Raw genomic sequence first — 16,294 nt, 5'->3', positions numbered from 1 at the left:
TTTCAATTCCCGCCAGACAAACCCCTGCCGCGCGTTGCGCATTCCTGCTCGCTGCGACAGTCCTGGCGTTCCCGGTATTTCGCCGTGCGCTCCGCTCCTGCGAAGCGCGCCGGCAGCTTGCTACCTAGCGGTCGATTTCACCGAACACGATGTCCTGCGTACCGATGATCGTCACCGCGTCGGCAATCATGTGGCCGCGCGCCATTTCATCGAGCGCGGACAAATGGGCATAACCCGGCGCACGGATCTTCAGACGATAAGGCTTGTTCGCGCCATCTGACACCAGGTAGATGCCGAATTCACCCTTCGGATGTTCGACGGCAGCATATGCCTCGCCTTCGGGCACATGGAAGCCTTCCGTGAAGAGCTTGAAGTGGTGAATCAGCTCTTCCATGTTCGACTTCATGTTCACGCGCGAAGGCGGCGCAACCTTGTGATTGTCGACCATCACCGGACCCGGATTCTTGCGCAGCCACTCAATGCACTGTTTCGCAATACGGGTGGACTGGCGCATTTCCTCGACGCGCACGAGGTAACGGTCGTAGCAATCGCCGTTCACGCCCACCGGAATGTCGAAGTCCATCTGGTCGTAGACTTCGTACGGCTGCTTCTTGCGCAGATCCCACTCGATGCCCGAACCGCGCAACATCGCACCCGTGAGGCCGAGTTGCATGGCGCGCTCGGGGCTCACCACGCCGATGCCGACAAGACGCTGCTTCCAGATCCGGTTGTCGGTGAGGAGCGTTTCGTACTCGTCGACGCAACCCGGGAAGCGCGTGAAGAAGTCGTCGATGAAGTCCAGCAGCGAACCCTGGCGCGCCTCGTTCATGCGCGCGAGCGCCTTCTCGTTGTGGATCTTCGAAGCCTTGTATTGCGGCATCGCGTCGGGCAGATCGCGGTACACGCCGCCCGGACGGTAGTAGGCCGCGTGCATGCGCGCGCCCGACACCGCCTCGTACACGTCCATCAGGTCCTCGCGCTCGCGGAACGCGTAGAGGAACACCGCCATCGCGCCGACGTCGAGCGCGTGCGAGCCGATCCACATCAGGTGGTTCAGCACGCGCGTGACTTCGTCGAACAGCACGCGGATGTACTTCGCGCGGACCGGCACTTCGATGCCGAGCAGCTTTTCGATGGCCATCACATAGCCGTGCTCGTTGACCATCATCGACACGTAGTCGAGACGGTCCATGTACGGCACCGACTGGATGAACGTCTTGTTCTCGGCAAGCTTTTCCGTCGCGCGATGCAGCAGCCCGATATGCGGATCGGCGCGCTGGATCACTTCGCCGTCGAGCTCGAGCACGAGGCGCAGCACACCGTGCGCTGCCGGGTGCTGCGGGCCGAAGTTGAGCGTGTAGTTCTTGATCTCTGACATGCGACCCTCTTAGTGTTTCCTCAGACCACCGTAGCGATCCTCGCGGATCACACGCGGCGTGATCTCGCGCGGCTCGATCGTGACCGGCTGGTAGACCACGCGCTTCTGCTCCGGGTCGTAACGCATTTCGACGTAACCCGAAATCGGGAAGTCCTTGCGGAACGGGTGTCCGATGAAGCCATAGTCGGTCAGGATGCGGCGCAGGTCGGGGTGGCCTTCGAAGACGATGCCGAAGAGGTCGAACGCCTCGCGCTCGTACCAGTTCGCCGAACTCCAGATCTCGACGACCGAAGGCACGATGGGCACATCGTCGTCGGGGCCGAACACGCGCAGGCGCAGGCGCCAGTTGTTCGTGAGGGAGAGCAGTTGCGACACAGCCGCGAAACGCGGGCCTTCCCATGCGCCGTCGCCGTAGGTCTGATAGTCGACGCCGCACAGGTCGATCAATTGCTCGAAGCGCAGCGAGGGGTTGTCGCGCAGCTCCTTGGCCACGCCGAGGTACTCACCCGCCTTGACGACCAGCGTCAGCTCGCCAAGTGCCTCGGTGAGGCTGACGATGCGCGCGCCAAGGGCCGCTTCGAGGTTCGCTTTCAGGGTCTCGAGTTTGCTTGCCATATTGTGGGGAGGCCGCGGCCTTTATTGACGGGCGATGGTGCTGGTGCGGCGAATCTTCGCCTGCAACTGGATCACCCCGTAGACCAGGGCTTCCGCTGTCGGCGGGCAACCCGGCACATAGACATCGACCGGCACGATGCGATCACACCCGCGCACGACCGAATACGAATAGTGGTAGTAGCCGCCGCCGTTGGCGCACGACCCCATCGAAATGACCCAGCGCGGCTCGGCCATCTGGTCGTAGACCTTGCGCAGCGCGGGCGCCATCTTGTTGCACAGCGTGCCGGCGACGATCATGACGTCCGACTGACGCGGGCTCGGGCGGAACACCACGCCGAAACGGTCGAGGTCGTAGCGGGCCGCGCCCGCGTGCATCATCTCGACCGCGCAACACGCCAGACCGAACGTCATCGGCCACAGCGAGCCAGTGCGCGTCCAGTTGATCAGCTTGTCAGCCGTGGTGGTGACAAACCCTTCCTTCAAGACCCCTTCGATACTCATGTGCTTTCCACTCCAGACGGACAGCCCACAGTTTCCCCGCAGTGCCGCCCATGCTATCCGGCGATTAACCCATTATTCCCAGTCGAGACCACCCTTCTTCCAGATGTAGGCAAAGCCCAGCAGGAATTCGAGCAGAAACAGCATCATCGACAGGAAACCGGGCCAACCGATGTCGCGCAGGGCCACACCCCACGGAAACAGGAATGCCGTTTCGAGGTCGAAGATGATGAAAAGGATGGCGACCAGGTAGTAGCGTACGTCGAACTTCATGCGCGCGTCTTCGAACGCTTCGAAGCCGCACTCGTACGGCGAATTTTTTTCGCTGTTTGGCCGGTTGGGACCGAGGACCTTGCCAATTGTCACTAGCGCTATGCCCAGACCGAGACCTACGAGGAGGAATAGAAGGACGGGGTAATAGGCAGCGAGGTTCAAGGCTATCCTCTATATCGGTTGGTTCTGAGGTTCCGCAGGAACTTGCATCGCTCCGCGGGAATCACTTCACGTACTTCGCGCTGCGAACAGAAAACGAACACGACGTAAGAAGCAAAAATGCCAGCCGAAGCTGAAGCAAGCGGCTGGCATTTTTTAGATAACATTGGTGCCGACGGCGAGACTCGAACTCGCACAGCTTTCGCCACTACCCCCTCAAGATAGCGTGTCTACCAATTTCACCACGTCGGCACTACATGCAATCCGGGACAACAAATTCTTGCAACCCGCGAATCGCTTCAAGACTTAAATTCTAACTTGTTTCCGTTCTTTGTTCAACGCACAAAAACAAGTTTTTCAGAATTATTTCGGCACGTCGTTGCCCGGGTTCGAGGCTGCTGCAACCGGAGAAGCCGCCGCCGGAGAAGCCGCCGCGGGTGCCGAAGCAACCGGAGCCGAGGCCACGACAGGGGCTGGTGCCGCAGCGCCAAGCACGCCCGCCGAAGGCTTCGCATGATACGACCCCAGGTAGGTTAATGCAAGGGTCGACACGAAAAACACCGTTGCGAGAACGGCAGTAGTCCGCGAAAGAAAGTTCGCGGAACCGCTCGCGCCGAACAGGCTGCCCGAGGCGCCGCTGCCGAAAGCCGCGCCCATGTCCGCGCCTTTGCCGTGTTGCAGCAATACGAGGCCGATCACCCCGAGCGCCGACAGAAGCTGGACGACGATAATCAACGTTTTCAAATACAGCATCACACTCACCTGAGTCCTGGTTGAGCGCCCGCCCCTGGCCGAGGCAAACGCATAAGCAGCCCGCATGACTCGCTCTATCCCGAGCGAGCCGTGCGCAAGCCTTTAGCCCGCAACGCTGGCGCCCGCCGCAGCGGCCGCGCAGATCGCGAGGAAATCCCCTTCTTTCAGCGATGCACCACCGATCAGGCCACCGTCGATATCGGCCTGACGGAAGAGCTCCGCCGCATTTTCCGGCTTCACGCTGCCGCCGTAGAGCAGCGGCACGTCCGCCACCTGGGCGCCCTTGGCCGCGAGGCGCCCACGCAGGAACGCGTGCACCTGCTGAGCCTGCTCCGAGGTCGCGCTCTTGCCCGTGCCGATCGCCCAGACAGGTTCATAGGCGACGACGATGCGCGCCGCCTCGTCGGCCGACAACACCGCCAGCGCCGCGTCGAGTTGTGCGCCGACCACGCGCTCGGTCGCACCCGACTCGCGCTCCTCGAGCGTTTCGCCTACGCAGACGATGGGCGTGACGCCAGCCGCGAGCGCGCGCTGCGCCTTCTGCGCGACGAGTTCGGAGCTTTCGCCATGGTAAGCGCGGCGCTCCGAGTGACCAACGATCGCAAAAGCGGCTTCGAAGTCGGCGACCATGCCCGCCGCGATTTCGCCCGTGTACGCGCCCTGCTCGTGCGCGGACACGTCCTGCGCGCCCCACAGGACCCGGCTGCCGCCGAGCAGCGCCTGCGCCTGCGCGAGGTAGACAGACGGTACGCACACGCCTACGCGCACGTCCGCGGGCAGCGCCTGCGCGCCGCGTGCGACGCCTTCGAGCAATGCCGCATTGGCCGCGAGGCGGCCGTGCATCTTCCAGTTACCGACTACGAGCTTCGATCGTTGTTTCGTCATTGTTCCGGTTGCTGTTAAAAGCGGACGCAAAACACATAATTTTACTGCGTGAAATCCAGGCGGGTCAAACCACACCGTCCGCGAGGCGCAAAAAATACCCGAAAAAATCCCGAATAATCAAGCATGAACCGCGGCGAGCCGGCGCAAGCCGCTCGCGCCGGGCCGCGATCAGGCTGGACTCAGGCCGCGCTGCTCCAATCGAGCACGATCTTGCCGATATGCTCGCTGCTTTCCATCAGCGCATGGGCCTCGGCAGCCTGCGTCGCGGGGAACACGCGGAACACGACGGGTTTGATGCGGCCCTCTTCGATCAGGGGCCAGACCGTCGTCTTCAGTTCCTGCGCGATCTGCGCCTTGAACTCGACGGAACGCGCGCGCAGCGTCGAGCCGGTGACCGTCAGGCGGCGACGCAGGATCTCGCCCATGTTCAACTCAGCCTTCGAGCCGCCCAGCGTCGCGATCAGCACGATACGGCCGCCGGTAGCCAGCGCCGACAGTTCGCGCGACACATAGCCGCCCGCCACCATGTCGAGAATCACGTCCACGCCGCGATCGTTCGTGAGCGCCTTGACGACCTCCACGAAATCGCCGGTGCGATAGTTGATGGCGCGATCGGCGCCGAGCGCCTCGCAGGCGCGGCACTTGTCGTCGGAACCCGCGGTCGCGAACACGCGAAAGCCGAGCGCATGCGCGATCTGGATGGCCGTCACGCCAATGCCGCTCGACCCGCCCTGCACGAGCAGCGTTTCGTTCTCGCCGCCCTCGCCCTTGCCGAGATAGGCGCGCTGGAACACGTTGCTCCAGACCGTGAAGAAGGTTTCGGGCAGCGACGCCGCCTCGACGTCCGTGAGCCCCTTCGGCACGGGCAGACACTGCCCGAGCGGCGCGACCGCGTATTCGGCGTAGCCGCCGCCCGCGATCAGCGCGCACACGCGGTCACCGATCTTCAGGCCGAACGGATTGTTCTTTTCGTCGATCGTGCCGCCGACGATCTCGCCCGCCACTTCGAGGCCCGGCAGGTCGGAAATACCCGGCGGCGGCGCATACGAACCCTTGCGCTGAAACACGTCGGGACGGTTCACACCCGAGGCGCCCACCTTGATCAGCACCTCGCCCGCCTTCGGCTCGGGGGTCGGCCGCTCGGCCAGCTTGAGCACGTCCGGCGCACCGAATTCGGTAATCTCGACTGCCTTCATGTCACCTCTCCTCAGAGCTCCGCGCCCCTGTCTGGATGGCGTTGCGCACGCGACATGATCGACGCGTGCGCAAGGCCATTCACCCTCATTGTCATAAAAAACGGCCGGCGCGTTCTGCACGCTGCCGGCCGTTGGAGCTTACCGCTTTACTCCTGCGGTTCGCCCTGCGGTGCGCCGCTGGCTTGCTCGTTGAGCAGCGCCTTGGCGGACAGGCGCACGCGGCCCTTCTCGTCCGTCTGGATGACCTTGACCTTCACGACCTGGCCTTCCTTCAGATAGTCGTTGATGTCCTTGATGCGCTCGTTGGCGATCTCGGAGATGTGCAGCAGACCATCCTTGCCCGGCAGCAGGTTCACGATCGCGCCGAAGTCCAGCAGCTTGAGGACCGCGCCTTCGTACACCTGGCCCACTTCGATTTCGGCCGTGATGTTCTCGATGCGCTTCTTCGCTTCGGCCATGCCTTCGCTCGACGTCGAAGCGATCGTCACAACGCCGTCGTCCGAAATGTCGATCGTCGTGCCGGTTTCTTCCGTCAGCGCGCGGATCACCGAACCGCCCTTGCCGATCACGTCGCGGATCTTTTCCGGGTTGATCTTGATGGTGATCATGCGCGGAGCGTAAGCCGACAGCTCCGTGTTCACGCCCGACACCGCCGAGGTCATCTTGCCGAGGATGTGCATACGGCCTTCCTTCGCTTGCGCGAGGGCGACCTGCATGATTTCCTTGGTGATGCCCTGGATCTTGATGTCCATCTGGAGCGCGGTCACGCCGGCTTCCGTACCGGCAACCTTGAAGTCCATGTCGCCGAGGTGATCTTCGTCGCCGAGGATGTCGGTCAGCACCGCGAACTTGTTGCCTTCGAGGATCAGGCCCATCGCGATGCCGGCGACGTGCGCCTTCATCGGCACGCCTGCGTCCATCAGCGCGAGGCAGCCGCCGCACACCGAAGCCATCGACGACGAACCGTTCGATTCGGTGATTTCCGACACCACGCGGATCGAGTAACCGAACTCTTCGGCGCTCGGCAGGCACGCGACGAGCGCGCGCTTCGCGAGACGGCCGTGGCCGATTTCACGGCGCTTGGGCGAGCCAACACGGCCCGTTTCGCCGGTCGCGAACGGGGGCATGTTGTAGTGGAGCATGAAGCGGTCGCGGTATTCGCCTTCGAGCGCGTCGATGATCTGCTCGTCGCCCTTGGTGCCGAGCGTCGCCACAACCAGCGCCTGCGTTTCGCCGCGCGTGAAGAGCGCCGAACCGTGGGTACGCGGCAGCACGCCCGTGCGGATTTCGATCGGACGAACCGTGCGCGTGTCGCGGCCGTCGATACGCGGCTCGCCGTTCAGGATCTGCGAGCGGACGATCTTCGCTTCGAGGTCGAACATGACGTTGCCGACCGTGGCCTTGTCGGCCGCCGTCGTGCCGGCCGCTGCCGCTTCTTCTTCGAGCTTGGCCGACGTGGCTGCGTAGACTTCCTTCAGCTTGGTCGAACGCTGTTGCTTGTCGCGCAACTGGTACGCGGCGAGCAGGTTGTCGTTGGCGATGGCCGTCACGCGCGCGATGAGCGCTTCGTCCTTCGGCGCCGGCGTCCAGTCCCACTCGGGCTTGCCGCCGTCACGAACCAGTTCGTGGATGGCGTCGATAGCCGTTTGCATCTGCTCGTGGCCGAACACGACCGCGCCGAGCATCACGTCTTCCGGCAGCTGGTCGGCTTCCGATTCCACCATCAGCACGGCGCGCTCGGTACCGGCCACGACGAGGTCGAGGCGCGATTCCTTGATCTGCGCGCGCGTGGGGTTCAGCACGTACTCGTTGTTGATGTAGGCCACACGTGCGGCGCCCACCGGGCCGTTGAACGGCAGACCCGAGATCGCCAGCGCAGCCGACGCGCCGATCAGCGCGGGGATGTCAGCCGGGACTTCCGGGTTGATCGACAGGACGTGGATCACGACCTGGACTTCGTTGTAATAGCCTTCCGGGAAGAGCGGACGCAGCGGGCGGTCGATCAGGCGCGAGATCAGCGTTTCGCCTTCCGACGGACGGCCTTCGCGGCGGAAGAAGCCACCGGGGATCTTGCCGGCCGAATAGGTCTTTTCGATGTAGTCGACGGTGAGCGGGAAGAAGTCCTGGCCCGGCTTGGCGGTCTTCGCGCCGACGACGGTCGCGAGCACGACGGTGTCTTCGACGTCGACGATGACGGCACCGCTCGCCTGACGGGCGATCTCACCGGTTTCGAGGCGCACATTGTGCTGGCCCCATTTGAATTCCTTCACGACTTTATTGAACATGGTCATGGTCACTCACTCCTTACTCATTTGTTATGCGGCGCCCGCACACGCGGGCGCTGCGGCAAGACAGGCTCCGGCACCGCACAGGTAGAGGAGTGTTATGCCATTCCAGCGGGTCGCGACCTTGCGACACAGGCGCGCACGATCCGCTGGAATGACACAAAGCTCTGCCTCGAGGCCCGGCCCTGCTGCTTGTACTGCTGATGCTGCGTGGTGATGCCGTGTGTTTTGACCCGGCGCGCTGCGCGTGAAACTTGTACGAATACGTGTACGAAGCGCGCCGTTCAAAAACAAAATGCCTGCATCAGCGGAACTGACACAGGCATCTTTGTGAAAGACCTTCCGGTTACTTGCGCAGACCCAGCTTTTCGATCAGCGCGCGGTAACGATCAGCGTCCTTGCCCTTCAGGTAGTCGAGCAGCTTGCGGCGGCGGCTCACCATGCGCAGCAGACCGCGGCGGCTGTGGTGATCCTTGGCGTGCGACTTGAAGTGCGCGGTCAGTTCGTTGATACGCGACGTCAGGAGCGCAACCTGAACTTCGGGCGAACCCGTGTCATTGGTGCCGCGCGCGAATTGCGCGACGACTTCGGACTTCTTGATATCTGCTACGGACATTTTGCTTTTCCTTTAAAACAAACGAGCGGTCACGGAAGAAAGGCCGTGCCGTGGCTTGGTTCTTTACTGCCTTGCCGCGGATTTGCGACAAGGGGCGTATTGTAGCACAGCCCCGATTTGCCGCGAACCCGCACACAAGAAGCCGTCAAGGGCGCTTCATCTTGCACGATGTGGCCGGCACGGTGCGCTGCGCGGGCAGCGCCAGCATCGTGCGAAAGCCGTAGCCGGAACCCTCGTTGTCGTAACGCACACCAGCCGTGCCCTGCTTGTCCATCTGCATGACGTAAAGGGGTTGGATCGCCTGGTGGTCGTCGGCGCGCATCCACATCGGGTGGAAGCCGCTTTCGTCCCCCTGGAAGTGCAGATCCTCCAACGCCTTCGCGACCGCCACGGGGTCGGCCGTTCCGGCCTTCGTCATGGCCTGGGCGAGCATTTCCACCATCATCGACATGCGCAGCACAGGGTAGTCGTCCTGGGCCGCCGGATAACGCGCGCGAAATGCCTTGTACCAGGCGTCGGAGGCCGCACCGCCCGCGTTCGGATGCCAGTCGGCCACGGCGATCACGCGCTTCACGCCCGCGTCGCCGAGCGCGGCCGGCGCACCGAGGCTGTTGCCATAGAAGGTGTAGAACTTCGTGTCGAGCCCCTGCTCGCGCGCGGCCTTCACGAGCAGCGTGAGGTCGTTGCCCCAGTTGCCCGTAATGACGGCGTCCGCGCCGGCCGCGCGGATCTTGGCGATATACGGCGCGAAGTCCTTCACGCGCCCGATCGGGTGAAACTCGTCGCCAACGACGGCGATGTCCGGCCGGTCCTTCGCCAGCGCCGCGCGAGCGAGCGTACTCACGTCGTGGCCAAAGCTGTAGTCCTGGTTCAGCAGATAGACCTTCTTCACCGACTTGTCGGCCTCGATCACGTCCGCGAGCGCGTCCATGCGCATGCCGGCGTGCGCGTCGAAGCGGAAGTGCCAGAAGCTACAGTTCGCATTGGTGAGCGCGGGATCGTCGGCGGAATAGTTGAGGAAAAGCTCGCGATTGTCGGGTTCGCGCGCGTTCTGGCGGTCGATCGCCGTGACGAGCGCCGCCGCCACCGCCGAGCTGTTGCCCTGCATGACATAGCCGATGTGGCGATCCTGGGCCGCGCGCAACTGCACGAGCGCCGCTTCGGTGCTGCCCTTGCTGTCCAGCACGACGAGTTCGAGCGGATGGCGCCCGTCGCCGAGCGTCACGCCGCCGCGCGCGTTCACGCGCTCCACGCCGAAGCGCAGGTTGCGCTCCACGGCCGCGCCCGCGTCGGCGAACGGCCCGGACATCCCCTCGATCAGCGCCAACTGGATGGGCTTGCCCGTGGGCGCCTCGTCCGCCTGCGCGCTGTGCGAGGCTGCCAACCCCGTTGCCAGCGCCGCCGCCATGGCGAGCATCGCCGCCGCGGCGCGCGTCATTCGTGCCTTCATGCGCTCTTCCCTCGTTTCTGATGCCGACTTGATGCCGGGATGGCGCCAAGCGGATTTCCATTCGAAGCGCGGATCATAGGCCGCGAGCGCGCGCGACGGCAAGACCGGCCTGCGCCACGCAACGAGACAGAACGAGACAGCCGGGCCCCGCGCTCTCGGCGCGCCGTGTCAAAATAAGAGATCCACATTCACGGCGGCCACTGGATCACGGGAACCAGGCCAAACGGGGGACATCATGCACACGCGCCTTTCAACCTCGCTTGCCACGCGTCTGCGCCTCGTCTCGCGCCACGCGCGCCTCGCCCTCGTAACAGGCGTGGGCGCCCTCGCGCTAGCCGGCTGCGCGCAGCCGTGGCAGCAATTCCACGCCGGCGACGACGCGCAATCCGTCATCGCGCGCTTCGGGCCGCCGGCCGAGGTCTACGACCTGCCCGACGGCGGCAAGCGCCTCATGTGGCCGACCCAGCCAATGGGCGAAACCACCACCGCCGCCGACATCGACGCGAGCGGCAAGGTCATGAACGTGCGCCAGGTGCTGCAACCCAACGAGTTCTATCGCGCCGAAATCGGCAAATGGACGCGCACCGACGTGCTCGTGAACTTCGGCCGCCCGGTGGAAACCGCCTACTTCCCGCTGATGAAGAAAGAAGCCTGGACCTACCGCTACCAGGAAGACAACGTCTGGTACATGCTCTACAGCTTCTACTTCGACGATCAGGGCATTTTGCGGCTCACGCAGAAGACGCCCGACCCGCTGCACGACCCGGACCGTCGCAGCACGTTCTGATTTCGCGACACAGAAACAAAAACCCCCGCGCGCTTGCAGCGCCCGGGGGTTTTTCATTTTGCGTGACGAGGCGAGGCGGATTGCCTCGCCTTCGCTGATAGCGCTTGTTACGCTTCGGAGCGCTGCGGATTCACCTTGTCGCCCGAGTACAGCTTGTTGAGCGCCGAGATATACGCCTTCGCCGAAGCGGCGACGATATCCGGATCGGTGCCCACGCCATTGACGATGCGGCCGGCCTTCGAGAGACGCACCGTCACTTCGCCCTGCGCCTGGGTGCCCGTCGTGATCGCGTTCACCGAGTACAGCAGGAGTTCCGAGCCGCTGCCCACTTCGGTTTCGATCGCGTTGAGCGTGGCGTCCACCGGGCCGTTGCCCGCGGCTTCCCCGGTCACTTCCTTGCCGTCTGCCGAGAACACCACGCGTGCGTGCGGACGCTCACCCGTTTCCGAGTGCTGCGCGAGCGAGATGAACTTGAAGTGTTCCTGGTCCTGCGCCTGCGCCGACTCTTCCGTGACGATCGCGATGATGTCTTCGTCGAAGATTTCGGACTTGCGATCGGCCAGTTCCTTGAAGCGCGCGAATGCGTTGTTCAATTCGCCTTCGCTGTCGAGCTGGATGCCCAGTTCCTGCAAACGCTGCTTGAACGCGTTGCGGCCCGAAAGCTTGCCGAGCACGATCTTGTTCGCGCTCCAGCCCACGTCTTCCGCGCGCATGATTTCGTAAGTGTCGCGCGCCTTGAGCACGCCGTCCTGGTGGATGCCCGAAGCGTGTGCGAACGCGTTCGCGCCCACCACCGCCTTGTTCGGCTGCACGACGAAACCGGTGATCTGCGAAACGAGCTTCGACGCCGGCACGATCTGCGTGGTGTCGATGCCGAGGTCGAGGCCGAAGTAGTCCTTGCGGGTCTTCACGGCCATCACGATTTCTTCGAGCGACGTGTTGCCCGCGCGCTCGCCGAGACCGTTGATCGTGCACTCCACCTGGCGCGCGCCGCCGATCTGCACACCGGCCAGCGAGTTCGCCACGGCCATGCCGAGGTCGTTGTGGCAGTGCACCGAGAACACGGCCTTGTCCGAGTTCGGAATGCGCTCGCGCAGCGTCTTCACGAGATTGCCGTAGAGCTCCGGAATGCCGTAGCCGACCGTATCGGCGATATTGATCGTGGTCGCGCCTTCGTTGATCACGGCTTCGAGCACGCGGCACAGGAAGTCCATGTCCGAGCGGCTGCCGTCTTCGGGCGAGAACTCCACGTCGTTCGTGAACTTGCGTGCGAAGCGCACCGCGAGCTTGGCCTGCTCGAGCACCTGTTCCGGCGACATGCGCAGCTTCTTCTCCATGTGCAGCGCCGAGGTGGCGATGAACGTGTGAATGCGGAAGTGGTCGGCGGGCTTGAGCGCGTCGGCGGCGCGCTGGATGTCCTTGTCGTTCGCGCGGGCGAGCGAGCAGATCGTGCTGTCCTTGACCATGCCGGCGATCGTGTGGATCGCGTCGAAGTCGCCGTTCGAGCTGGCCGCGAAGCCGGCTTCGATGATGTCGACCTTCATGCGCTCGAGCTGCTTCGCGATGCGGATTTTCTCTTCCTTCGTCATCGACGCGCCGGGCGACTGTTCACCGTCACGCAACGTCGTATCGAAGATGATGAGCTTGTCTGCTGCCATTTCGGGTCTCCAGGGGGACTTGTTCAGTGTCTAAAACGGATTTTGGGTGTTCGCGCCACCGATGGCGACGCTGACAATGAACGAGGCTTACGGAGGGCGAGCGAGATCAGCGCGGCAGGCGCGCTAGCGCTAGCGTGCTTAGTAGCGCGCCGGCTTGAAGGGAAAAGAGGGGGAACTGGATGGTGTCCATGCCGCCGACTATAGCCGGAATCCGCCGATAGCGCAATTGGAAGCGACCAGCGCGGCCGACCGGAAAAAGAAAAAGGGCCGCGCTCACGCACAGCCCTCTTTTTCATCGATCCCGCGCGCGCGCCCTACCGCTCACGCGGCGACGAGCGGGCCGGATTGTTGCGTCCACGCATGGCCTGATACGCCCAGAACACATAGCCCGAAAGGCCGTAGAGCACGAACAGGCCAAACAGCATCAGCGGCGGGTCCGACGACACCAGCACGAACGCCACCACCACGAGCAGCGTGGCCGCGAACGGCACGCGGTGGCGCACGTCGAGCGCCTTGCCGCTGTAGAACGGCGCGTTCGACACCATGGTCACGCCCGCGTAAATGGTCAGCACGAAGGCCACCCACGGCAGCCAGGACAGCTTCACGGGCACGCGGTTGTCGGTGGCGAGCCAGACGAAGCCGGCAATGAGCGCCGCTGCGGCCGGGCTCGGCAGGCCCTGGAAGAAGCGCTTGTCGACCGAGCCAATGTTCGTGTTGAAGCGCGCGAGACGCAATGCCGCGCCCGAACAGTAGACGAAAGCCGCCAGCCAGCCCCAGCGCCCGAGATCCTTGAGCACCCACTCGTACATCACGAGCGCGGGCGCCACGCCGAACGACACCATGTCCGAGAGGCTGTCGAACTGCTCGCCGAACGCGCTTTGCGAGTGCGTCATGCGCGCGACGCGTCCGTCCATGCCGTCAAGCACCATCGCCACGAAAATGGCGATCGCCGCCACCTCGAAGCGCACGTTCATGGCCTGCACGACCGCGAAAAAGCCGCAGAAGAGCGCCGCCGTGGTGAACGCGTTGGGCAACAGGTAAATGCCGCGCTTTTTCAGGAATTCCTGGCGCGCCGCGCGCCGGCTCGCGGCGACGCCCATGGGCTCCTGCACGGCCTTGTTGCGCCGAAACGGCCGCGGCAGCGGCGCGCCGGCCGGGTTACGGGGTCGACGCTGTTTGAATCCGGCCATCGCTGCCCTCCTTTATGCCGATTGGGTCGGCAGTTCGGCGAGGATCGTCGACGAGGCGGACACCTTCTCGCCAATCGACACGCGCGGGCGGCTGCCCACCGGCAGGTAGACGTCCACACGCGAGCCGAAGCGGATAAAGCCATAGCGCTGGCCGCGCGAAAGCGGCTCGCCGGCGCGCACGTAGCAGAGAATGCGGCGCGCGATCAGGCCCGCGATCTGTACCGAGGTGACGGTCGTGCCGTCGGCCATCGTCAGGACCACCGCGTTGCGCTCGTTTTCGGTCGAAGCCTTGTCGATGGCGGCGTTCAGGTACGCGCCCGGGAAGTACTCGACCTTGGCGACGGCGCCGTCCACGGGCGAGCGCTGCGAGTGCACATTGAAGACGTTCATGAACACGCTGATCTTCAGCGCTTCACGGTTTGCATACGGGTCATGCGCGGTTTCCACGGCGACGATGCGGCCGTCGGCCGGGCACAGCACGGCGTTGGGCTGGCTCGGGATCGGGCGCGGCGGATCGCGGAAAAACTGCACGACGAAGATCAGGATCAGCCAGAAGGGCCATGCGAGTCCGAAGCCTGCGACCGCATGGATCAAGAGCGCCACGACGGCCGCAATGGCGATGAACGGCCAGCCTTCGCGCGCGATGATCGGATGAGGGTAATTCATGGTGGCTTCGCTGTTATTTTAAAAACCGTAGGATAGCAAAAGCCGCCCAGGGTTCATCCCACCTGGGCGGCTTTTTCGGGTCTGACTCAGATCAAGCTGCTGCGCGACTACATAAAACCGCACGCGCAATCAGCCCGAAACCGTCAGATTAGTTCTTCGACTGGTCGACGAGCTTGTTTGCAGCGATCCACGGCATCATCGCGCGCAGCTTCGCACCGACCGTTTCGATCTGGTGCTCGGCGCCCAGGCGGCGACGCGATTGCAGCGTCGGTGCGCCGGCCTTGTTCTCCAGGATGAAGCTCTTGGCGTATTCGCCGGTCTGGATGTCCTTGAGAACGTCCTTCATGACCTTCTTCGTCTCTGCCGTGACGACGCGCGGGCCCGTCACGTACTCGCCGTACTCGGCGTTGTTCGAGATCGAGTAGTTCATGTTGGCGATGCCGCCTTCATAGATCAGGTCGACGATCAGCTTCAGTTCGTGCAGGCACTCGAAGTACGCCATTTCCGGCGCGTAGCCGGCTTCCACCAGCGTTTCGAAGCCAGCCTTGATCAGCTCGACCGTACCGCCGCACAGAACAGCCTGTTCGCCGAACAGGTCGGTTTCCGTTTCTTCGCGGAAGTTCGTTTCGATGATGCCGGCACGGCCGCCGCCGTTCGCTGCTGCGTACGACAGGGCGATGTCACGTGCTGCGCCCGACTTGTCCTGGTGGACAGCGATCAGGTGGGGCACGCCGCCGCCTTGCGAGTAGGTGCCGCGAACCGTGTGGCCCGGCGCCTTCGGCGCGATCATGATGACGTCCAGATCCGCACGCGGGATCACCGCGCCGTAGTGAACGTTGAAGCCGTGCGCGAATGCGAGGGCTGCGCCGTTTTTGATGTTCGCGTGAACTTCCTTCGCGTAGACATCGGCGATCTGCTCGTCGGGCAGGAGCATCATGACAACGTCAGCGCTCTTCACCGCGTCAGCCACTTCCTTGACTTGCAGGCCGGCGTTCTCAGCCTTGCTCCACGATGCGCCGTTCTTGCGCAGACCGACCGTGACGTTCACGCCGCTGTCTTTCAGGTTCAGCGCGTGGGCGTGGCCTTGCGAGCCGTAACCGATGATCGTGACCTGCTTGCCCTTGATGAGGGAGAGATCGGCGTCCTTGTCGTAGAAAACTTTCATGTTGGTTCCTTGGCGAGAGTCTGGTGAATTTCGGTAATGCTATTAGCTTTTGCTGCACCGGATGCGATTAAAGACGCATCCGGTCAAGTTCCGGTGCAAGATCGACTGTGGTCGGGTCACACCTTCAGAATGCGCTCTCCGCGCCCGATGCCCGAGCCGCCCGTACGGACGGTTTCGAGAATCGCGGTTGCGTCGATCGCTTCGATGAACGCGTCGAGCTTGTCGCTCGCGCCCGTCAGTTCGATCGTGTAGGTCTTTTCGGTGACGTCGATGATGCGTCCGCGGAAAATATCCGCCATCCGCTTCATCTCCTCACGTTCCTTGCCGACCGCCCTTACCTTGATCAGCATCAGCTCGCGCTCGATGTGGGCGCCCTCGGTAAGGTCGACCACTTTCACCACCTCGATCAGGCGGTTCAGATGCTTCGTGATCTGTTCGATCACGTCGTCCGAGCCAATGGAAACGATGGTCATGCGCGAGAGCGAACGGTCTTCGGTCGGCGCCACCGTCAAGGTTTCAATGTTGTAGCCGCGTGCGGAGAAGAGGCCAACCACGCGCGAGAGCGCGCCAGGCTCGTTTTCCAGCAGAACGGAAATGATGTGTCTCATGATGTGATCCGCGATTTATCCAGTTAGCCTGGGTGCCGCCCTCCCCCGCGAACTCGCGCGCCCGTTGTGTGGACGCGCGCCGCGCGAGGTCGAAACGGCGCCGTGCAAATAC

15 protein-coding genes, 1 tRNA gene and 1 pseudogene are annotated in these 16,294 nt (G+C 63.5%); 1 reads left to right on the top strand and 16 read right to left on the bottom strand.

The genetic code is table 11. The features are described 5' to 3' along the window. Positions 1 to 124: 124 nt before the first annotated feature. From C7402_RS33290 to C7402_RS33240, 11 genes are all read right to left on the bottom strand, one after another. Positions 125 to 1,378: an NADH-quinone oxidoreductase subunit D gene (locus tag C7402_RS33290; RefSeq protein ID WP_112174266.1), complete on the bottom strand. Its 1,254-nt coding sequence runs from the start codon at positions 1,376 to 1,378 to the stop codon at positions 125 to 127. A 9-nt stretch (positions 1,379 to 1,387) separates the two neighbouring features. Continuing rightward, a complete protein-coding gene (locus tag C7402_RS33285; protein WP_112174267.1) occupies positions 1,388 to 1,993 on the bottom strand; it encodes an NADH-quinone oxidoreductase subunit C in 606 nt (201 codons plus the stop codon). Positions 1,994 to 2,014: 21 nt separating this feature from the next. Then, on the bottom strand, positions 2,015 to 2,494 hold the full coding sequence (locus C7402_RS33280) for a NuoB/complex I 20 kDa subunit family protein (RefSeq protein WP_027819582.1): 480 nt from the start codon (positions 2,492 to 2,494) through the stop codon (positions 2,015 to 2,017). A gap of 72 nt (positions 2,495 to 2,566) precedes the next feature. Further along, positions 2,567 to 2,926 (bottom strand): NADH-quinone oxidoreductase subunit A, encoded by a 360-nt coding sequence (locus tag C7402_RS33275; RefSeq protein ID WP_112174268.1) that lies wholly within the window; start codon positions 2,924 to 2,926, stop codon positions 2,567 to 2,569. A gap of 164 nt (positions 2,927 to 3,090) precedes the next feature. After that, positions 3,091 to 3,175: transfer RNA gene (locus C7402_RS33270), tRNA-Leu, on the bottom strand. 111 nt (positions 3,176 to 3,286) lie between these two features. Further along, complete coding sequence (gene secG, locus C7402_RS33265; protein ID WP_116613665.1) at positions 3,287 to 3,676, bottom strand: preprotein translocase subunit SecG; 390 nt, start codon at positions 3,674 to 3,676, stop codon at positions 3,287 to 3,289. A gap of 102 nt (positions 3,677 to 3,778) precedes the next feature. Continuing rightward, complete coding sequence (gene tpiA, locus C7402_RS33260) at positions 3,779 to 4,561, bottom strand: triose-phosphate isomerase (RefSeq protein ID WP_116613664.1); 783 nt, start codon at positions 4,559 to 4,561, stop codon at positions 3,779 to 3,781. A 179-nt stretch (positions 4,562 to 4,740) separates the two neighbouring features. Further along, positions 4,741 to 5,757 carry an NAD(P)H-quinone oxidoreductase gene (locus C7402_RS33255; RefSeq protein ID WP_116613663.1) on the bottom strand — a complete coding sequence of 339 codons (1,017 nt, stop codon included), beginning with the start codon at positions 5,755 to 5,757 and terminating at the stop codon, positions 4,741 to 4,743. A 146-nt stretch (positions 5,758 to 5,903) separates the two neighbouring features. Beyond that, positions 5,904 to 8,048, bottom strand: coding sequence for a polyribonucleotide nucleotidyltransferase (gene pnp / locus C7402_RS33250; protein ID WP_112174272.1), 2,145 nt, complete (start codon positions 8,046 to 8,048; stop codon positions 5,904 to 5,906). A 340-nt stretch (positions 8,049 to 8,388) separates the two neighbouring features. Then, positions 8,389 to 8,658, bottom strand: coding sequence for a 30S ribosomal protein S15 (gene rpsO / locus C7402_RS33245; RefSeq protein WP_028226251.1), 270 nt, complete (start codon positions 8,656 to 8,658; stop codon positions 8,389 to 8,391). Positions 8,659 to 8,803: 145 nt separating this feature from the next. Next, positions 8,804 to 10,108, bottom strand: coding sequence for a branched-chain amino acid ABC transporter substrate-binding protein (locus C7402_RS33240; RefSeq protein ID WP_112174367.1), 1,305 nt, complete (start codon positions 10,106 to 10,108; stop codon positions 8,804 to 8,806). 235 nt (positions 10,109 to 10,343) lie between these two features. Between C7402_RS33240 and C7402_RS33235 the strand changes: the two genes are divergently transcribed. Continuing rightward, on the top strand, positions 10,344 to 10,895 hold the full coding sequence (locus tag C7402_RS33235) for a hypothetical protein (protein ID WP_224044973.1): 552 nt from the start codon (positions 10,344 to 10,346) through the stop codon (positions 10,893 to 10,895). A gap of 107 nt (positions 10,896 to 11,002) precedes the next feature. Here C7402_RS33235 and C7402_RS33230 read toward each other — a convergent pair whose 3' ends face one another. The 5 genes and pseudogenes from C7402_RS33230 to ilvN all read right to left on the bottom strand — a co-directional run bounded on the left by C7402_RS33230 (position 11,003) and on the right by ilvN (position 16,182). Then, positions 11,003 to 12,553, bottom strand: coding sequence for a 2-isopropylmalate synthase (locus C7402_RS33230; protein ID WP_116613662.1), 1,551 nt, complete (start codon positions 12,551 to 12,553; stop codon positions 11,003 to 11,005). 314 nt (positions 12,554 to 12,867) lie between these two features. Next, complete coding sequence (gene pssA, locus C7402_RS33225) at positions 12,868 to 13,743, bottom strand: CDP-diacylglycerol--serine O-phosphatidyltransferase (protein WP_112174274.1); 876 nt, start codon at positions 13,741 to 13,743, stop codon at positions 12,868 to 12,870. A 12-nt stretch (positions 13,744 to 13,755) separates the two neighbouring features. Continuing rightward, positions 13,756 to 14,409, bottom strand: coding sequence for a phosphatidylserine decarboxylase (locus tag C7402_RS33220; protein WP_112174275.1), 654 nt, complete (start codon positions 14,407 to 14,409; stop codon positions 13,756 to 13,758). A 148-nt stretch (positions 14,410 to 14,557) separates the two neighbouring features. After that, positions 14,558 to 15,580 (bottom strand): annotated as a pseudogene (gene ilvC / locus C7402_RS33215) (ketol-acid reductoisomerase); the annotation flags it as partial. A 110-nt stretch (positions 15,581 to 15,690) separates the two neighbouring features. Continuing rightward, positions 15,691 to 16,182, bottom strand: coding sequence for an acetolactate synthase small subunit (gene ilvN, locus C7402_RS33210; RefSeq protein ID WP_027795483.1), 492 nt, complete (start codon positions 16,180 to 16,182; stop codon positions 15,691 to 15,693). Between the last annotated feature and the right edge of the window lie 112 nt (positions 16,183 to 16,294).

Origin of the sequence: Paraburkholderia unamae, from assembly GCF_003096875.1 — a bacterium.
Taxonomy (GTDB): Bacteria; Pseudomonadota; Gammaproteobacteria; order Burkholderiales; family Burkholderiaceae; genus Paraburkholderia; species Paraburkholderia unamae.
The sequence above is the reverse complement of the archived record's forward strand: the minus strand, read 5'-3'. Positions and strand labels throughout refer to the sequence as shown.